This window comes from Nocardia sp. NPDC050718 (genome assembly GCF_040654235.1).
In the GTDB taxonomy this organism is placed as follows: Bacteria; Actinomycetota; Actinomycetes; order Mycobacteriales; family Mycobacteriaceae; genus Nocardia.
On record NZ_JBFAHQ010000001.1, the window covers coordinates 599,175 to 616,019 of the forward strand.

Genomic DNA, 16,845 nt, shown 5'->3' on the forward strand with positions numbered 1-16,845 from the left:
TCCAAACGTAGCAGAACGGATCATTCCGTTTCAAGTGGTATTCTGGGATTCATGCCGAACCAGACCGAAACCGCAGCTCAGCCCCGCCTGTCCGGCCGCAAGGCGCAGGCCGCGCGCAACAACGGACTCATCCTCGACGCCGCCCGCGCCGTCTTCCTGGACGATCCGACCGCGCCGATCGCGGCCGTCGCCGACCGCGCCGGCGTCGGCATCAGCGCCCTCTACCGGCGCTATCCGAGCAAGGAGGTGCTGCTGCGCACGCTGTGCCACGAGGGGCTGCGCCGGTTCAACGCCGAAGCCGATGCGGCACTGGCGGATCCGGACGGCTGGCGCGGCTTCGTCGGCTTCCTGGAACGGGTGGTCGAGGCCGACGTGCACTCGCTGACGGTGAAGCTCGCCGGCACCTTCACCCCCGACGATTCGATGCTGCCCGACGTCATCCACGCGGGTGAGGCGGGCGTGGAGCTGGTGCGCAGGGCACACGCGAGTGGCCGGTTGCGGGCCGATTTCGATCCGCAGGACGTCGGGCTGCTGCTGGAGGCGTGCGCCGCGGTGACCATGCCCGATCCGGTGCGCACCGCCGAGCTCCGCCAGCGGGTGCTGGCCCTGCTGCTCGACGGCATGACGGCCGAGGGCGACCTCCCCGGTCCGCCGCCCGCCGAGGGCGAATACGCCTGGCGCTGGGAGCGCAGGCTGTGAACAGCCTGTTCAGCCCGCGTCGAGCCGGTGCCGATGGCAGACTCGGCACCACCGCGTGACCGAACCACACCTCGGGAGGCACTCCGTGAACTGGACCCTGGAAGTCGTCATCGTCCCGGTCTCCGATATCGACCGGGCCAAGGACTTCTACGCGAATCAGCTCGGCTTCGTCGTCGACCACGACACCGTGATCTCCGACGACGTGCGCATCGTGCAGCTCACCCCGCCGGGCTCGGGCTGCTCGATCGTCATCGGCAAGGGCGCGGTGCCCGAGATGCCGCCCGGTTCGCTGAAGGGGCTCCAGCTGGTGGTGCCCGACATCGAGCGGGCGCACGCCGAATTGGTGGCCCGTGGGGTCGAGGTCACCGAGGTGCAGTCACTCGGTCAGAACCCGAGGCCGACACCGCATCCGCTCGACAATGTCGGCTTCGTCTTCTTCAGCGATCCCGACGGCAACGGCTGGGCCGTCCAGCAGATCTCGGCGCGGGCCGAGAAATCCTCGAGCTGATCCGAACCCTGTCGGGCGACCCGTGCGGCCGGGCACCATGCACGAATGCTGTTGGCGAGCCCCACCGAAACCGACGAGCGACGGATCCCGCTGTACCGCCGCTCCGGCTTCCTGCGCGCGCTCTCGCCGGTCGTGCTGCTGCTGATCTGGCAGATCGGCAGCACCAGCGGCTGGATTCCGGCCAAGAAGCTGCCCGCCCCCTCGGTCGTCCTCGACGCGGGGCTGGAGACCTTCCGCTCGGGTCAGCTCGGGGAAGCGCTGCTGGTCTCCGGCCAGCGCGCGCTCTACGGCTTCGTGCTCGGCGCGGTGCTGGCGCTGGCCCTCGGCGTGCTGGCCGGGCTGAGCAAGATCGGTGAGTACGCGGTCGATCCGCCGTTGCAGATGATCCGCACGATCCCGCTGTTCGGCCTGATCCCGCTGTTCATCATCTGGTTCGGCATCGGTGAGGAACCGAAGGTCTACCTGATCGCCCTCGGTGTGTTCTTCCCGCTGTACCTCAACACCTTCGCCGGCATCCGCCAGCTCGATCCCAAGCTGCTCGAGCTCGGCAGCGCCCTGCGACTCGGCCTGGCCGAACGGCTGCGGTTGCTGATCCTGCCCGGCGCGCTGCCGCAGATCCTGGTCGGCGTGCGGCAGAGTCTCGGTATCGCCTGGCTCTCGCTGATCGTCGCCGAACAGATCAATGCCAGCGCGGGTCTCGGCTTCGTCGTCAACAACGCCCGCGAATTCCTGCGCACCGACATCGTGGTGTTCGGCCTGGTGATCTACAGCCTGCTCGGCCTGGCCACCGACTCCATCGTGCGCCTGCTCGAACGCCGCGCCCTGCGCTGGCGCCCGGCGGTCCAGCGCTGATGTCCGCCCCCGCTCCCCGCGCCGATCGCCGGACCCACCCCGTCCCGGCCCTCGGCAGGCCCGCCACCCGTCGCCGCTCTACCGCGAGGATCCCGTCATGACCGCCGCCGCAGTCACACCCATCTCGGCCAAGTCCGCCGACCGCGCCCCCGCCACCCGAATCACCGCTCTGGGCAAGAAGTTCGGTGACCGGACGGTGCTGGACGGGATCGACCTCGAGATCGGTGCGGGTGAGATCGTCGCGCTGGTCGGGCGCAGCGGCTCGGGCAAGTCCACGCTGCTGCGCATCCTCGGTGGACTCGATACCGCCGGTCGCGGTGCGATTTCCGGCGCGGGCAGGCCGACGATCGTGTTCCAGGAACCGCGCTTGATCCCGTGGCAGCCGGTGGTCCGTAATGTCGCGCTGGGCAGGCCGAAGCCGCGCAACCGGCGCGCGGACGAGCGGGCCGCGCGTGATCTGCTCGCCGAGGTCGGCCTGGCCGGGCGCGCGGACGCCTGGCCGCTCACCCTGTCCGGCGGCGAGGCCCAGCGCGCGGCGCTGGCCCGCGCGCTGGTGGCCGAGCCGACCCTGCTGCTGCTCGACGAGCCCTTCGGCGCCCTCGACGCGCTCACCCGCCTGGCCATGCACGAGCTGCTGCTCGGCCTGCACGCCCAGCACGCGTTCGGTGTGCTGCTGGTGACCCACGACGTGCTCGAGGCGATCACCCTGGCCGACCGCGTCCTGGTCCTCGACGCGGGCCGCATCGCCGCCGAGGTGCCCATCGAGCTGCCGCGACCGCGCACCGCGGCCGCGCCGGAGGTCGCCGAGTACGCGACGCGCCTGCTGGCCCTGCTCGGCGTCACCCACTGAGATTTCCACCCCCGCACGAAAGTTGTTCCCGTGAAACGCACTCCGAAGTCCCGCCTGGCCGGGCTCGCCCTCGCCGTCGTCGCCGCGCTCTCGCTGAGCGCCTGCGGGGACGACGCGGCGACCGACGCCGCGCCGTCGGGCCCGGTCGACCTGAGCACCGTCACGCTGAAAGTCGGTGACCAGAAGGCGATCTCGATCGAAGTGCTGCTGAAGGCGTCCGGACAGCTGGAGAACCTGCCCTACAAGATCGAGTTCTCCACCTTCACCGCGGGCCTGCCGCTGGTCGAGGCGGCAAGCGCCGGTGGCATCGACATCGCGCAGACGGGCAACACCCCGGTGATCTTCGGTGCGGCGTCCGATGCCGATATCAAGATCGTCGGCGCGCTCTCGGCGACCGGCAAGGGCGACGCGATCCTGGTCGGCAAGGACTCCTCGATCGGCTCCGTCGCGGCGCTGAAGGGCAAGAAGGTCGCCGTCTACAAGGGCAGCTCGGCCAACGCCAATCTGCTGCTGCAGCTGCGCAAGGCGGGCCTGTCGCTCGGCGACATCGAGCCGGTCTACCTGGCGCCCGCCGACGGCTACACCGCGCTGACCCGCGGCGACGTCGACGCCTGGGCCACCTGGGATCCCTACACCGCGATCGCCGAGAAGGAGATCGGCGCCAAGCCGATCGCCACCGCCGATCAGGCCGCCAACGGCTACAACTTCTGGGCCGCGGGCAAGCACGCCGTGGCCGACGCGGGCAAGTCGGCCGCGATCGCGGACTTCTTCCAGCGCTACGCCGCCGCCACCAAGTGGTCCTCGGACAACCTCGACACCTGGTCGACCAAGTACGCCGAACTCACCCAGATCAGCGTCGACGCGTCCCGCACCACCTGGACCCGCTCGATCAAGGAGCCGATCAAGCTCACCGATCAGGTGATCGCATCGGAGCAGGAGATCGCCGACGCCTTCACCGCGGCCAAGGCCATCCCGGGCAAGGTCGACTTCGCCTCCTTCGTCGACACCAGATTCGACAAGGCGTGATCGGCGGCGCCGCTACGCTTTTCCGAACGCCAGGGCGACGTTGTGCCCGCCGAAACCGAACGAGTTGTTGAGCGCGTAGTCGATGCGCTGCGGGCGGGCCGTGCCCGCGACGATGTCGAGTTCGACCGCCGGGTCGGGGTGGTCGAAATTCAGTGTGGGCGGGACGATCTGCTCGCGCAGGCTCAGAACCGTGAGCACCGACTCCAGCGCGCCCACCGCACCGATCGAATGACCGAGCGCCGATTTCGGCGCGTACACCGAGGCGTCGGGGGTGACCGCGGTGATGGCCGTGGCTTCGGAGGCGTCGCCGACCGAGGTCGACGTCGCGTGCGCGTTCACGTGGTCGATGTCGGAATCCCGCAGGCCCGCGGTCCGAATCGCCTTGCGCATCGCGCGCGCCGCCCCGGCCCCCGCCGGATCGGAGGCCACGATGTGGAAGGCGTCGGAGGTGATGCCGGCGCCGAGCACCCTCGCGTGGATCCGCGCCCCACGGGCTCGCGCGTGCTGTTCGGATTCGAGGACGAGCAGCGCGCCCGCCTCGCCGAAGACGAAGCCGTCGCGGTCGCGATCGAACGGCCGCGAGGCGCGGTCCGGCTCGTCGTTGCGGGTGCTCATCGCCCGCATCATCGCGAAACCCGCGATGGGAACGGGGTCGATATGGCCCTCGACGCCACCGGTGACCACCACGTCGGCCTCGCCGGTACTGATCAGCCGCCACGCGTGCGCGATCGCCTCCGACCCCGACGAGCAGGCCGAGACCGGCGCGAAAACACCGCCCTGCGCACCGATCTCGAGTCCGACAGTGGCCGCGGGGCCGTTGGGCATCACCATCGGAACGGCCAGCGGCGAGACCTTGCGGTAGCCGCCCGCCCGCATCGCGTCGACGGCATCGATCAGCGCGTCACCGCCGCCGAGCCCGGTGCCGATGGCCACCGACAGCCGCTCGGGGTCGACCTCCGGCGCGCCCGCCGCCTGCCAGACCTGTCGGCCGAGGACCAGTGCCATCCGCTCGACGTAGGAGTGCCTGCGCTGTTCGATCCGGGTGAGCTCCGCGTCGGGCGCGGTGACCAGCGGTCCGCCGATCCGGACCGGCAGGTCGTGCTCGGCGAGGAATTCCGGTGCCAGCGCGCGGATTCCGCTCTCCCCGCGCAGCAGGCGCGACCAGGTCTCGTCCATGGTGTCGGCGAGGGCGGTGGTCGCCGCGTACGCGGTCACCACGACGCCGCGCCGAGTTTCTGAAGCGATCGGTACAGTCACGCCGTCATGAATACCTGTAGCAGTCGCTACAGTCAACCCATGGCTCGTCCCCTCGACCACCGCAAACGCGCCGACCTGCTGGCCGGCGTCGTGGCGTACATCGCCGCGCACGGCCTGGCCGAGCTGTCGCTGCGCCCGCTGGCGGCCGCGCTCGGCACCAGCTCGCGCATGCTCATCTACTACTTCGACACCAAGGAAGAACTGCTGGTCCAGGCGCTGGCGACGCAGCGCCCCGACCTGGCCGCGGTCTTCGCCGACGTCACCGAGGTGACGCGGCTGCGCGCCAGGCTCCTCGGCTTCTTCGACCTGAACACCGACGGCGCCGAGGCCGACAGCGTGCGGGTGCTGCTCCAGGTGCTCGGCGCGGCGTGCGCGCCGGATTCGCCGTATCAGGACTACGCGAACGCGGCCATCGCCACCTTCGTCGCCGAACTCGCCGCCGCGCTGCGCCGGTCGGGCCTGGTGAGCGATCCCGAGGTGGTCGCCACCCTGCTCGTCTCGGGGCTGCGCGGCATCATCCAGGATCGGGTGATCACCGGTGACCGGGAGCGCACCGGGCGGGCCGCGCGCACCCTCATCGACGCGGTGCTGCCCGAACGCTGAGCGTGCGCTGCGCCGCCGCGCTCGCTCCGGTCGGAACCGCCGCCGACTCGGTAGGTTGAGCAGCGGATCGAGCGCCACGGATCCGGAAACCGGTCACGACCAGGAATCGGCGGTGAGGCGGCATGGTGAGCGAGACGACGAAGACCTACGGTGCCATCCGGTGGGTGATGCTCGGGGTGCTGTGCGCCAGCCTGTTGCTGGTCGCGATGGACGCCACCATTCTCAATGTCGCGCTGCCCTCGCTCATCGACGATCTCCAGGTGGGTCCGCTCGAGCAGCTGTGGATCATCGACATCTACGGTCTGGTGCTCGGCGGGCTGCTCATCACCACGGGCGCGCTCGGTGACCGGGTAGGCCGAAAGCTGTTGTTCATCAGCGGTTTCGTGCTCTTCGGCATCGCCTCGGTGGTCGCGGCGACCGCGGGCAGCGCGGCCCAGCTGATCGGCGGCCGGGTGCTGCTCGGGATCGGTGGCGCGATGGTGATGCCATCGACGCTGTCGCTGATCCGCAATATCTTCACCGACCCGCGCGAGCGCACGATGGCCATCGGGATCTGGGCCGCGGTGGCAGGCGTCGGTGCCACGGTCGGGCCGATCATCGGCGGTTTCCTGGTCGAGCACTTCGGCTGGTCCTCGGCGTTCTGGCTGAATGTGCCGGTGGTCCTGGTGACGGTGGTGGTCGGGCTGTGGGTGCTGCCGGAATACCGGGCGCCGCAGGCGGGCAGCCTCGACTGGTTCGCGGCGGCGCTGTCGATGATCGGCATCGTGTGCCTGGCCTGGGGCATCAAGCATCTCGCGAAAGGTGAAGCGGGACCGGTCGACTGGGTGATCCTGCTCGTCGGTATCGGCGCGATGTACTGGTTCGTCCGCCGCCAGCTCACCGCCGACGACCCGCTGCTGGACGTGCGCCTGTTCCGCAACGGCGCGTTCACCGCGGCCGCCGTCGCGACCCTGCTGGCCATGATGGCCATCGGCGCGGCCATGTTCCTGGTCTCGCTGTGGCTGCAATACGTCCACGGCTACAGCCCGTCGCAGGCAGGCATCCGGATGCTGCCCGCGGCCCTCACGCTGCTCACCGCCTCGCTGCTGACGCCGATGCTCATGGACAAGTTCGGCGTCCGCGCGGTGCTCGGGGTCGGCCTCGGCGCGGTGTCGCTGGGGTTCCTGCTGCTGGCGGTGAGCCCGGAGCCGACGACCTATCCGGTGGTCGCGCTGGTGCTCGTCTCGTTCGGGCTCGGTGACGGCATGGCGGTGACCGCGGCGGCGGCCGTCCTCGTCGGCGCCGTGCCCGCCGATCGGGCCGGTCAGGCGGGTGCGGTCGAGGAGACCAACTACGAGGTCGGGGTGGGTTTCGGCGTCGCGCTGCTCGGCAGTCTGCACGCCAGGATCTTCAGTCAGCACATGGCGAACCCGCCGGTCCCGGCCGACAAGGTGGAGCAGGCGAGCGGCTCGGTCGGCGGCGCCTACGAGGTGGCCACCGAACTGCCCGAACCCGCGCACACCCAGCTCGTCGACGCCGCGAGTCATGCGTTCGACACCGCGCTCACCACGACGTCCTACATCTCCGCGATCGTCGTCGCGCTGGTCGCGGTCGGCGCGGTGTGGCTGGTCCCGCGCGGGTTCCGGGTCACCGGCGGGCACTGACCCTTGACGCAACCAATCGGTTGCCATACTCTGAGTTGCAACCAAATGGTTGCTACTGACGAGGAGAACATCATGGGATTCCCTGATCAGATCGTGCGAACCGTCGAGCTCGCCCATCCGCCCGCCAAGGTGTGGGCGGCGCTCACCACCGCCGAAGGGCTGGCGAGCTGGTTCGGCAACACCGCCACCATCGACCTGCGCCCGGGTGGGGAAGCCAAGATGACCTGGAAGGAAGGTCACGTGGCCAATATGCGGGTCGAGCGGGTCGAGGAGCCGAACGTCTTCGGCTACACCTGGCAGATCTACGGCCTGCCCGATGACGACCCGCGGCGCACCTACGTGGAGTTCACCCTCGAACCGGTCGGCGCGGGCACCAGGCTGACCGTGATCGAGGCCGGCTTCGCCCAGCTGCCCGACGCGCAGTACAAGGAGGCGTTCGAGGGCAACACCGGTGGCTGGAAGAGCGAGCTGGGCGAGCTCGTCGAGTACCTCGATGCGGCCTGAGCTGGAGGCCACCGCCGAACGGGTCTTCGTCGCGCTGGCCGATCCGAGCAGGCGGTCGGTCCTGGCCGCCCTCGCCGCGGACGGGCCGTCGACCGCGACCGACCTCGCCGATCGCCTGCCGATCACGCGGCAGGCGATCGCCAAACACCTCGCCCTGCTGGCAGACGCCGGCCTGGTGATCGCGGAACCCGGCGAACGGCGGCGCGTGCGCTATCGCCTCGATTCCGCACCCATGCGAGTGGCCCAACAGTTCCTGGCCGCGCTGGCGCGCGACTGGGACGGCCCACTGGACGCGCTCCGCCGTCACCTGGACGGCTGAGCCGAAAGGAAAAGCAATGAGCGACACCGATTTCACCGTCACCATCACCGTCGACAAGACCCCCGACGAGGCCTTCGCCGCCGTCAACGACGTCTGGTCCTGGTGGTCGGAGACCATCGAGGGCAGCACCGGCACCGTCGGCGACAGCTACCTGTTCGAGGTCCCCGGCATCCACCGCTGCACCATGACCACCACCGAGTCCGTGCCCGGCCGCCGCCTGGTCTGGCACGTGACCGACTCGCACCTCGCGTTCATCGCCGACACCACCGAATGGGAGGACACCGACGTCGTCTTCGATATCACCGAAGGCGCCGACGGCACCGAAATCCGTTTCACCCATCGGGGTCTGGTGCCCGCGGGCGAATGCTACGAGGTGTGTTCCAACGCCTGGGGCGCCTACATCACCACGAGCCTGCGCGGCCTGCTCACCACCGGGCAGGGCGATCCGTTCCGCCGCACCAGCACCGCGGAATCGGAACTGCGCAAGCACGGCAACGACGACCTGGTGAACCTGGACGCCCTGCGCTGATCAGCCGCGCGGCGCGATGAGCAGCGTCTGCGTGCTGCGCCCGATCGGTCCGGTCTCGTCGAACAGCGCCGATTCGGCGAGGCCGATGCCGTGCGGCTGCGGATGGGTCACCGCGTCCAGGCACACCCATTCGCCGACCGGCTGTCGGTGCAGGGTGACCGTGAGGTCGGTGTTGATGAACAGGTACTTCGCCCAGTCGAGCACCGAGCTCACCCCATTGCCCGAGTCGGCCGCGGCCAGCGTCCGTTCCAGCGGGCTCGGCGTGGTGCCCGCGACGATCGGGTACTTCAACCGGATCCAGCACACCGCGGGCCCCGGTCGACCGAAAGAGCCTGAGGCGAAACGGTATTCGATGCCGGTGTGGAATCCGATGGCCTGATCGGAGGGGAACACCTCGGGTTCGGTCGCCGTCGGCAGCGGGCGCGTGCCGCTCGGCAGGAATTCGACCGGCAGATCGAGCGCGGGCTCACTGCGCTTGAGCCGCCACGCGTTGGCCTGCATCACCGGCCCCCGCTCCGACGACAACGTCGCCTGGATGAGCTCAACGCTGCGCCCCGACCGCACCACCTCGGCGGTCGCGGTCAGCGGCGCGAGCGGCACCGGCCCGAGGATCTCCACCGCGACCCGCCCGACCTGGAACCCCTCGCGCGGCTCGCACCGCTCGATCACATGTCCGAGCAGCGCCGACGGCGGACCGGCGTGCTGCGCGTCCGGCGACCAGGGCCCGCGGGTGAGCTCGGTCGACTCGAACCGGTTCGGGTCCGCGGGATCGGGGAGATAGAACGCATCGGCCATATCGCCGACGCTACCGCAGGCTACTGCCCGCCTCCGGCGGAGCCGGTGGTCAGGGCGGTGAGCAGGTCGAGGAGGGGGCGGATGGGGCAGGGGTTGATGTCGGTGGAGGTGCAGCCGAGGGCCGCGGAGCCGGAGTCGGCGACGGGGGTCGCGGCCTGGGCGGTGCCGAGCGGGGCGGCGAGGGACAGGGCGGCGGCCGCGGCGGCGCCGGCGACGAAGCGTTTCGTGCGAGCTTGCATGTCAGTACCCTACTGACCGGGGCGCACGGGGAAAGCCCCCGAAATCCTGGGCTAGCTCAGCGCCCGGTCAGCCCCGCCTCGTGGGCGAGGATGGCGGCCTGGACCCGGTTGGTCAGGCCGAGGCGGCGCAGGATGCCGCTGACATGGGCCTTCACCGTGGATTCCGCGACGAACAGTGCGGCGGCGATGTCCTGGTTGGCCAGCCCCCGGCCGACGCCCGCCAGGACCGCCCGCTCCCGGTCGGTGAGTTCGGCGATCCGGGCCCGGGCCGCGGTCTTGTTCGCGAAACCGCCGCCGTCCCAGCGCGCGATCACCTTCTTCGCGATACGCGGCGACAGGTAGGCGCCGCCGTCGGCGACCGCGTGCACGGCGAGCAGCAGTTCGCGCGGATCGGAGGCCTTGAGCAGGAAACCGGCCGCGCCCGCGTCGAGCGCCGCCGTCACGTAGTCGTCCTCGTCGAAGGTGGTGAGGACGACGACGGCGATCTCGGGTGCCATCGCCCGGATCGCCGCGGCGGCCGCGAGTCCGTCCAGGCGCGGCATCCGCACATCCATCAGCACGACATCGGGTCGGTGCGCGATGGTCAGGTCGACGGCTTCCCGGCCGCCGGCTGCCTCGGCGACGACCTCGATCCCCTGGTCGGTGCCGAGGATCGAGCGGATCCCGGCGCGGATCATCGCCTCGTCGTCGGCGAGCAGGACCCGGATCACGGTGCCGCCGTGGGAAATCGAGCGCGCACCACGAACATGGCACCCTCGACGCCCGCCGTCATCGTGCCACCGGCGAGGCGTGCGCGTGCACGCAGGCCGTCGAGTCCGCTGCCGTCATCGTCGCCCGCGTCCTTCCGGTCGGGTCGTGCGAGCGAGCCACCGCAGCCGCGCGATGGATGCCGGGTGATGTTGTCGCGCAGGGGATTGGCGATGGTGACTGTCGCTTGCGCCGATGTCTGTTCGAGGGTGACCGTCACCGGGGCACCGGGTGAGTGGCGCGCCGCGTTGGTGAGGGATTCCTGGACCACCCGGTAGATCGCGCGGTCGAGCAAGGGCGGCAACGGTTCACCGTCGTTCGGCAGATGTAGATCGACCGCCATTCCCGCGTCGATCGCGCGCTCCACCAAGACTGCGACGGGTTCGTCGCGAGGGACGGACGGCGCGGTGCCGTCCCGCAAGACCGCGACGGTGCCGCGCAGCCGATCGGTCGCCGCCACCGCCGAGGCCCGCAGGCGTTGCGCGGCAGCCCGATCCGGCTCGGGGAGATCGGTGGACAGTTCGAGCGCCCCGGCTTGGAGGGCGATGAGGGCGAGGTCATGCCCGAGCGAGTCGTGCATGTCGGCGGCGATCGCGGCGCGCTCGCGCAGGGCGACACGCTCGGCGATCAGGGCTTGTTCCTGCTCGAGCCGGGCCACCCGGTCCCGGCCCGCCACGACCAGCGCGGCCTGCTGCCGCCGGAATCGTCCGGCCAGCCACGGCAGCACGACGAACACGGTCTGGCTCAGGATCGCCCCGAGCCCGATCGAGAAGTCCACCGCGCAGTAGCCGAGGCCGGGCACCGCGACCACGGCCTGCACCAGCCAGCCCCGCGCGACCGGCACCCGGCGGCCGTACAGGTACGCGGCGACCGCGAGCCCGGCGAACACGGCCTGCCGCCAGGCGGGCAGCGCGTCGAGGAAGAACCCGTTGAGCGCGCACACGCCCGCGAGCAGCGCGAGTCCGGCGTAGTTCCTCATCGGCTCGAGCTTAGTGAGCGCAGCCGCGACAGCCGGGCGATCAGGGTGACGGCTCCGGCGAACGCGCAGGTCAGCAGGGTTATGGTGAGCGGTGCGGGGAAATAGGTGAGTTGCGCCCAGGTGACCGTCCGTCCGTTCATCAGCACCGACATCGCCTGGGGACAGCTCGCGAACAGCACGATCGGCAGGGCGGCGGGCACGCAGCGCAGCGCGATCCACCACCACCGGCTGCCCCCACGCCGTTCGGCCCAGCGCCGGGAGCGGAGCACCCCGGCGACGCCCAGTCCGAGCGCGCCCGCCATGACCGCCGCGAGCGCGGCCTCGATGCGCAGCCTGGCGTCGACGAGCGGTTCGGGCGGCTCGCCCCGGCCCAGCGCGACCAGGCCGGTGAGGATCGCGTAGGTGTCGTCGTGGAGGGCGGCGCTGTTGGCCAGGACCGCGAAGCCGTAGCCGGTGGCCGGGTCGAGCGCGGCCGCCGAGGTGTAGGTGAACAGATTGCCGGAGTGGGTCAGCAGCGGCGCGCCGTGCTCGGTGTCGAGGCCCCAGCCCATGCCGTAATCGCGCACCGGGGTCGGCGCGTGCATCAGCGCCAGGCTGTCGGCGCCGACCAGCGGTGGGCCGTCGCCGGATTGGGCGATGAGCCACCGGCCCATATCCGCCGCCGAGGTGACCACCCCGCCGCTGCCGCTGTCGTCGAGGAAGCCCCGCAGTTCGGCGCGGGCGGTCCAGTGGCCGAACAGGGAGTTGAAACCGGTGGTGGGAGTGATGGTGTCGTCGCCGAGGGCGCTGTCCGGCATGCCGAGCGGGTCGAAGATCCGCTGCCGCAGGAACTCTCCGAAATCCGACCCGCTCGCCACCTCGACCAGCCGCGCCGCGAGGTTGTAGTTGACGTTCGTATACGCCCATCGGGTGCCCGGTTCGGCGGCGAGCCGGGCGGTCCGCAGCGTGGCGGTGTAGTGCTCCAGTGAATCGGCGGACTCCGTCGCGCGGATGTCGACGGTCCGATCGGCGAATCCGGAGGTCTGATTCAGCAACTGCCGCACCGTGATCCGATCCGAGCGCGCGTCGGCGGTGCGGAACCCGGGCAGCTGCTCGGCCACGGGCCGGTCGAGCCCGATCGCCCCGTCCTCGACCAGCATCATCACCGCCGTCGCGGTGAACGCCTTGGTCAGCGAGGCGATCCGCATCGGCGTCCGCGCCGTGATCGCCGCCCCGGTGGAGTCCCGCCCGTAGCCCGCCGCGTGCACGATCTCCCCGTTCCGGGTGATCACCGCCGACAGTCCCGGCAGTCCGGTATCGCGCAGCGACTTCGCGAGATAATCGTCGAAATCTCTGGTGGACACAGTGATCCGTGCGGGCTCCGCCACCGCCACGGCAGGCACGACAAGTCCGACGACAACCCCGGCGACCACCGCCAACACCCTCGCTCTGCTTCCCATGCCACGAACCTAGGTATCCGGCCCACCCCGGCGAATCCGCCGAACGGCGCTGTCACCCCCTACGAAAGTCGATAGGACAGCACCTGCCGGTCTGGTCGTGCTGGGCGCGGATAGCCCACCGTGGGGTCGCGCCGCTATCGCATGCGGACCACCGGGCCCCTCGAATACGGTCGCCTTGTGGTGTGGTTCAGTCTGCTCTTCCTGCCGCTGGTGCTCTGGCCGCTGATCGCCGCGACCCGGCGGGGCCTGCTGATCGGGCTCGGGGTGCTCGGCGCGCTCGCGTTCGCGCAGTACGCGGTGATCAGCCGGTGGGTCTTCTACGAGGGACAGGCCACGATGCTGGCCGCCCTGGTGTGCCTGACTATCGCCGTGCTGGTGGCGGGTCCGTCGGTCGAGGACGAGGTGGAAGACGAGGCACCGGCCACTGCGACCCGTCGGCGAATCAGCTACGTGATCAGCAATGTCTGCTGCGTCGTGGTGGTGCTGGCGATGGTGTACATCGTCCCGATGTTCACCCTCATGGGCCGCTGGTCCTGGATACCGCCCGCCGACGCGATCCAGCCGCTGCCCGCCGAACTCTCCGTGCGCTCGACCGCGCCGGGCTACTGCGCCTCCCTCTCGTCGAACAGCAGCTGCACCCGCGAATTCGCCATCGGCGCCACCGACGCGACCTCCGCCCAGATCACCGACCGCCTCCGCGGCCACTTCACCGACACCCGCTCCTGCGCCTTCGAACACAACCGCGGAACCACCCCCACCGACGGCTACTGGTGGGGCGAGTGCCCCATCGAAGGCTGGCCCCTGGACCGCCACGAAACCAGCATCAGCCTCAGGGAGCTTCCCGACGGCACCGTTTCCCTGACCCTCTACTACCTCGACGACTGGTGAGCCTTCACGCCCCGGACCCGGGTCAGGTCGAGGGTGTGATGTCGACGCACCAGGCCGCTCCGGTGTCGACGGTGGTGACCCCGGCCTGGTCGAAGTCGAGTTCGGCCAGGTCGACCGCGCACCAGACCGGGCTGTCGTAGAAGCGGACGAGATAGCGGCGGTGGTCGGCGGCGAGGGTGGCGATGACCGACCATTCCGTGTATTCGATCGAGTCGGGGCCGCTGTCGCCGGCACGGACGAAGCCCTTGGGGATGTCGAAGCTGTCGAGGATGTGGGCGGCGACGATGGCGGAGCCGGGTGCGTCGGGGGCCGGTTCGGCGGCCTGGGTGAGGGCGACCGCGCGGACGAAGCGGGAGGGCGGGGTGAAATCGCCGGGGAGGCCGAGCATTCCGCTGCCCTGGCCGAGGGCGCTCACGTCGTATCCCGACAGCGGCAGGTCGGGGACATTGACGGCGGAGAGATTGACGTAATTGCCGGTGTTGAGCAGGTGCCATTCGAACGGGGGCGAATTCGTCAGGACCGACAGCGGATTGTCGTGCAACCGGAGTTCGCCGTCGATGTATTCGGCGACCAGCGAATTGCCGCTCGCGTCGTGCAGTGTGTAGTGCAGTTCGATGGGCTGCCCGGTGCCGGGATCGGGCTGGCCCCACACCAGCACCCGTTCCAGGGCGGCCGCCGCCTCGCTCACCGACGCGCAGGTGGACAGCAGGTAATTGCCGACATCGTGAATCTGCGACATCGACTCGGATTCGCGGCCGACCGGCACCGCTTGGTATTCGGTGAAGTTCGGCAGGTACAGCGCGCCGAAATACAGCCCGGCTTCGTTCATGCCGTCGAGCAGGCATTCCCGGTCCAGCAGATTCATGCCGACGGTGCCGTAGGAGCCGCGCCAGGAATAGCCGGGAGCGTCGGGATCGGGGCTCTTGGCCTGGTAGGACATGCCCCGGGGGAAGACGAGCAGGCGCGATTCGAGATCGAAGGCGAATTCCATGGTCCGTCCGGCGGTGACCGAACCGTCCGCGGCGGTGACGGTGAACGAAGTGCACATGCGAGTGATCCCTTTCCGGTCGGTACAGAAAAGGCTGCGCACAGGTGCTCTGTGCCGGAACAATGCTAGCCCCGGACAGGGCCGGGACCGGCGCGGCAGAGCCGTGCCGGTCCCGGGGACCCCGGAATCAGACGACGGGCAGGTAGACCTTGTTGCCCTGGTCGGCGAACTCGGCCGACTTCTCGGCCATGCCAGCCTCGATCGCGGCCACGTCGGTCAGACCCTGCTTCTCGGCGTACTCGCGCACGTCGGCGGAGATCCGCATGGAGCAGAACTTCGGACCGCACATGGAGCAGAAGTGCGCGGTCTTGGCGGGCTCGGCGGGCAGCGTCTCGTCGTGGTATTCGCGAGCGGTGTCCGGGTCGAGCGAGAGCGCGAACTGGTCGTGCCAGCGGAATTCGAAACGCGCCTTGGACAATTCGTTGTCGCGGTCCTGCGCGTGCGGGTGCCCCTTGGCGAGGTCGGCGGCGTGGGCGGCGATCTTGTAGGTGATCACGCCGACCTTGACGTCGTCGCGGTTGGGCAGGCCCAGATGCTCCTTCGGCGTGACGTAGCAGAGCATCGCGGTGCCCGCCTGGGCGATGATCGCGGCCCCGATGGCCGAGGTGATGTGGTCGTAGGCGGGCGCGATATCGGTGGCCAGCGGGCCGAGGGTGTAGAACGGCGCCTCTTCGCACAGCTCTTCCTCGAGCTTCACGTTCTCGACGATCTTGTGCATCGGCACGTGGCCGGGGCCTTCGATCATCACCTGCACGCCATAGGATTTCGCGATCTTGGTGAGCTCGCCGAGGGTGCGCAGCTCGGCGAACTGGGCCTCGTCGTTGGCGTCGGCGATGGAGCCGGGACGCAGGCCGTCACCGAGGGAGAAGGTGACGTCGTACTTCGCGAGGATCTCGCAGAGCTCACGGAAGTGCGTGTACAGGAACGATTCCTGATGATGCGCCAGACACCACGCGGCCATGATCGAACCACCGCGCGAGACGATGCCGGTGACCCGCTTGGCGGTCAGCGGGATGTAGCGCAACAGCACGCCCGCGTGCACGGTCATGTAGTCGACGCCCTGCTCGCACTGCTCGATCACGGTGTCGCGGTACATCTCCCAGGTGAGCTTGGTGGGATCACCGTTCACCTTCTCCAGCGCCTGGTAGATCGGCACGGTGCCGATCGGGACGGGGGAGTTGCGCAGGATCCACTCGCGGGTCTCGTGGATGTTCTTGCCGGTCGACAGGTCCATGATGGTGTCGGCGCCCCAGCGCGAGGCCCACACCATCTTCTCGACCTCTTCGGCGATCGACGACGTCACCGCCGAGTTGCCGATATTGGCGTTGATCTTCACCAGGAACTTCTTGCCGATGATGGTCGGCTCCAGCTCGGGGTGCTTGTGGTTGGCCGGGATGACCGCGCGACCGGCGGCGACCTCGTCGCGCACCAGCTCTGGGGAGACACCCTCGCGGGCGGCGATGAAACGCATCTCCGCGGTGATGATGCCCTGGCGGGCCCAGGCGAGCTGGGTCGGCGGGCCGTCGACGGCGGGCTTGGCCCACTCGTCGCGCAGCTTCGGCAGTCCGGCCTCGAGGTCGATCACCGCGTTGTCGTCGGTGTACGGGCCGGAGGTGTCGAAGACGTCGAAGTGCTCGCCGTTGGTGAGGTTGATCCGGCGCACCGGAATGCGCAGGTCGTCGACCTCCTGGTAGTGCTTGACGCTGCCCTGGATCGGCCCGGTGGTGACGGTGTCGACCGCCCCGGTCGAAGACGTGGCTGTGCCCATGGTGATTCCTCCCTACGCCGGCATTACCCGGTCAGGTTCATACGGTCGACGGCCCTGATCGCCCGAGAAATGGGCTAGCCGTCCTCTCAGCCCGCTGGTGCGAGCCCCCGTTGGCGTGTGTGAAATTTTCCGGGCCGACGATACCCGCCGTG

The 16,845-nt window shown here is 69.8% G+C and carries 19 protein-coding genes and 1 riboswitch; of the genes, 11 read left to right on the plus strand and 8 right to left on the minus strand.

Annotated elements, in window-relative coordinates:
* Window positions 1-51: 51 nt before the first annotated feature.
* The 5 genes from AB0H54_RS02785 to AB0H54_RS02805 all read left to right on the plus strand — a co-directional run bounded on the left by AB0H54_RS02785 (window position 52) and on the right by AB0H54_RS02805 (window position 3,935).
* Window positions 52-699 (plus strand): TetR/AcrR family transcriptional regulator, encoded by a 648-nt coding sequence (locus AB0H54_RS02785; protein WP_357342314.1) that lies wholly within the window; start codon window positions 52-54, stop codon window positions 697-699.
* A gap of 85 nt (window positions 700-784) precedes the next feature.
* Window positions 785-1,207 carry a VOC family protein gene (locus tag AB0H54_RS02790; protein ID WP_355274459.1) on the plus strand — a complete coding sequence of 141 codons (423 nt, stop codon included), beginning with the start codon at window positions 785-787 and terminating at the stop codon, window positions 1,205-1,207.
* Between the two features lie 45 nt (window positions 1,208-1,252).
* Window positions 1,253-2,059 (plus strand): ABC transporter permease, encoded by an 807-nt coding sequence (locus tag AB0H54_RS02795; protein ID WP_357342316.1) that lies wholly within the window; start codon window positions 1,253-1,255, stop codon window positions 2,057-2,059.
* A 97-nt stretch (window positions 2,060-2,156) separates the two neighbouring features.
* Window positions 2,157-2,909, plus strand: coding sequence for an ABC transporter ATP-binding protein (locus tag AB0H54_RS02800; protein ID WP_357342318.1), 753 nt, complete (start codon window positions 2,157-2,159; stop codon window positions 2,907-2,909).
* 30 nt (window positions 2,910-2,939) lie between these two features.
* Complete coding sequence (locus tag AB0H54_RS02805; RefSeq protein ID WP_355274451.1) at window positions 2,940-3,935, plus strand: ABC transporter substrate-binding protein; 996 nt, start codon at window positions 2,940-2,942, stop codon at window positions 3,933-3,935.
* A gap of 12 nt (window positions 3,936-3,947) precedes the next feature.
* Here AB0H54_RS02805 and AB0H54_RS02810 read toward each other — a convergent pair whose 3' ends face one another.
* Window positions 3,948-5,192, minus strand: a complete 1,245-nt coding sequence (locus AB0H54_RS02810; protein WP_357342320.1) for a KasA/KasB family beta-ketoacyl-ACP synthase — start codon at window positions 5,190-5,192, stop codon at window positions 3,948-3,950.
* A 39-nt stretch (window positions 5,193-5,231) separates the two neighbouring features.
* On the opposite strand from AB0H54_RS02810, the gene AB0H54_RS02815 reads away from it, so the two are divergent.
* The 5 genes from AB0H54_RS02815 to AB0H54_RS02835 all read left to right on the plus strand — a co-directional run bounded on the left by AB0H54_RS02815 (window position 5,232) and on the right by AB0H54_RS02835 (window position 8,790).
* Window positions 5,232-5,795, plus strand: a complete 564-nt coding sequence (locus tag AB0H54_RS02815; protein WP_357342322.1) for a TetR/AcrR family transcriptional regulator — start codon at window positions 5,232-5,234, stop codon at window positions 5,793-5,795.
* A 122-nt stretch (window positions 5,796-5,917) separates the two neighbouring features.
* The gene (locus AB0H54_RS02820) at window positions 5,918-7,438 is read left to right on the plus strand and encodes an MFS transporter (RefSeq protein ID WP_357342324.1); all 1,521 of its coding nucleotides are present in this window, start codon (window positions 5,918-5,920) and stop codon (window positions 7,436-7,438) included.
* 72 nt (window positions 7,439-7,510) lie between these two features.
* Entirely contained in the window at window positions 7,511-7,942 is a 432-nt protein-coding gene (locus AB0H54_RS02825; RefSeq protein WP_357342326.1) for an SRPBCC domain-containing protein, read from the plus strand.
* A complete protein-coding gene (locus AB0H54_RS02830; protein ID WP_355274437.1) occupies window positions 7,932-8,261 on the plus strand; it encodes a metalloregulator ArsR/SmtB family transcription factor in 330 nt (109 codons plus the stop codon). Before AB0H54_RS02825 ends, AB0H54_RS02830 begins: the two co-directional genes overlap by 11 nt.
* Window positions 8,262-8,277: 16 nt before the next feature.
* Window positions 8,278-8,790, plus strand: a complete 513-nt coding sequence (locus AB0H54_RS02835) for an SRPBCC domain-containing protein (RefSeq protein ID WP_357342328.1) — start codon at window positions 8,278-8,280, stop codon at window positions 8,788-8,790.
* On the opposite strand, the gene AB0H54_RS02840 is transcribed toward AB0H54_RS02835, so the two are convergent.
* Genes AB0H54_RS02840 through AB0H54_RS02860 form a run of 5 tightly spaced genes read right to left on the minus strand, consistent with a single transcriptional unit; the run spans window position 8,791 to window position 12,893 of the window.
* Window positions 8,791-9,585 carry a thioesterase family protein gene (locus AB0H54_RS02840; RefSeq protein WP_355274432.1) on the minus strand — a complete coding sequence of 265 codons (795 nt, stop codon included), beginning with the start codon at window positions 9,583-9,585 and terminating at the stop codon, window positions 8,791-8,793.
* Between the two features lie 20 nt (window positions 9,586-9,605).
* Window positions 9,606-9,824 (minus strand): hypothetical protein, encoded by a 219-nt coding sequence (locus AB0H54_RS02845; RefSeq protein ID WP_357342330.1) that lies wholly within the window; start codon window positions 9,822-9,824, stop codon window positions 9,606-9,608.
* Between the two features lie 56 nt (window positions 9,825-9,880).
* On the minus strand, window positions 9,881-10,534 hold the full coding sequence (locus tag AB0H54_RS02850) for a response regulator transcription factor (protein WP_357342332.1): 654 nt from the start codon (window positions 10,532-10,534) through the stop codon (window positions 9,881-9,883).
* Complete coding sequence (locus AB0H54_RS02855) at window positions 10,531-11,550, minus strand: histidine kinase (RefSeq protein ID WP_357342334.1); 1,020 nt, start codon at window positions 11,548-11,550, stop codon at window positions 10,531-10,533. The genes AB0H54_RS02850 and AB0H54_RS02855 overlap by 4 nt, the downstream gene beginning before the upstream one ends.
* A complete protein-coding gene (locus AB0H54_RS02860) occupies window positions 11,547-12,893 on the minus strand; it encodes a serine hydrolase domain-containing protein (RefSeq protein WP_357342335.1) in 1,347 nt (448 codons plus the stop codon). Before AB0H54_RS02860 ends, AB0H54_RS02855 begins: the two co-directional genes overlap by 4 nt.
* 273 nt (window positions 12,894-13,166) lie before the next feature.
* On the opposite strand from AB0H54_RS02860, the gene AB0H54_RS02865 reads away from it, so the two are divergent.
* Entirely contained in the window at window positions 13,167-13,877 is a 711-nt protein-coding gene (locus tag AB0H54_RS02865; RefSeq protein ID WP_357342336.1) for a hypothetical protein, read from the plus strand.
* Between the two features lie 22 nt (window positions 13,878-13,899).
* Here AB0H54_RS02865 and AB0H54_RS02870 read toward each other — a convergent pair whose 3' ends face one another.
* On the minus strand, window positions 13,900-14,925 hold the full coding sequence (locus tag AB0H54_RS02870) for a choloylglycine hydrolase family protein (RefSeq protein WP_357342337.1): 1,026 nt from the start codon (window positions 14,923-14,925) through the stop codon (window positions 13,900-13,902).
* Between the two features lie 127 nt (window positions 14,926-15,052).
* Window positions 15,053-16,693, minus strand: a complete 1,641-nt coding sequence (gene thiC, locus AB0H54_RS02875) for a phosphomethylpyrimidine synthase ThiC (RefSeq protein WP_357342338.1) — start codon at window positions 16,691-16,693, stop codon at window positions 15,053-15,055.
* Window positions 16,686-16,814: riboswitch (TPP riboswitch) on the minus strand. Its footprint overlaps the gene before it by 8 nt.
* Between the last annotated feature and the right edge of the window lie 31 nt (window positions 16,815-16,845).

Coding starts and splice junctions, on each gene's coding strand:
- AB0H54_RS02785 (WP_357342314.1), top strand. CDS start 52: ATGCCGAACCAGACCGAAACCGCAGCTCAGCCCCGCCTGTCCGGCCGC.
- AB0H54_RS02795 (WP_357342316.1), top strand. CDS start 1,253: ATGCTGTTGGCGAGCCCCACCGAAACCGACGAGCGACGGATCCCGCTG.
- AB0H54_RS02800 (WP_357342318.1), top strand. CDS start 2,157: ATGACCGCCGCCGCAGTCACACCCATCTCGGCCAAGTCCGCCGACCGC.
- AB0H54_RS02815 (WP_357342322.1), top strand. CDS start 5,232: ATGGCTCGTCCCCTCGACCACCGCAAACGCGCCGACCTGCTGGCCGGC.
- AB0H54_RS02820 (WP_357342324.1), top strand. CDS start 5,918: ATGGTGAGCGAGACGACGAAGACCTACGGTGCCATCCGGTGGGTGATG.
- AB0H54_RS02825 (WP_357342326.1), top strand. CDS start 7,511: ATGGGATTCCCTGATCAGATCGTGCGAACCGTCGAGCTCGCCCATCCG.
- AB0H54_RS02830 (WP_355274437.1), top strand. CDS start 7,932: ATGCGGCCTGAGCTGGAGGCCACCGCCGAACGGGTCTTCGTCGCGCTG.
- AB0H54_RS02835 (WP_357342328.1), top strand. CDS start 8,278: ATGAGCGACACCGATTTCACCGTCACCATCACCGTCGACAAGACCCCC.
- AB0H54_RS02840 (WP_355274432.1), bottom strand. CDS start 9,585: ATGGCCGATGCGTTCTATCTCCCCGATCCCGCGGACCCGAACCGGTTC.
- AB0H54_RS02845 (WP_357342330.1), bottom strand. CDS start 9,824: ATGCAAGCTCGCACGAAACGCTTCGTCGCCGGCGCCGCCGCGGCCGCC.
- AB0H54_RS02855 (WP_357342334.1), bottom strand. CDS start 11,550: ATGAGGAACTACGCCGGACTCGCGCTGCTCGCGGGCGTGTGCGCGCTC.
- AB0H54_RS02870 (WP_357342337.1), bottom strand. CDS start 14,925: ATGTGCACTTCGTTCACCGTCACCGCCGCGGACGGTTCGGTCACCGCC.
- thiC (WP_357342338.1), bottom strand. CDS start 16,693: ATGGGCACAGCCACGTCTTCGACCGGGGCGGTCGACACCGTCACCACC.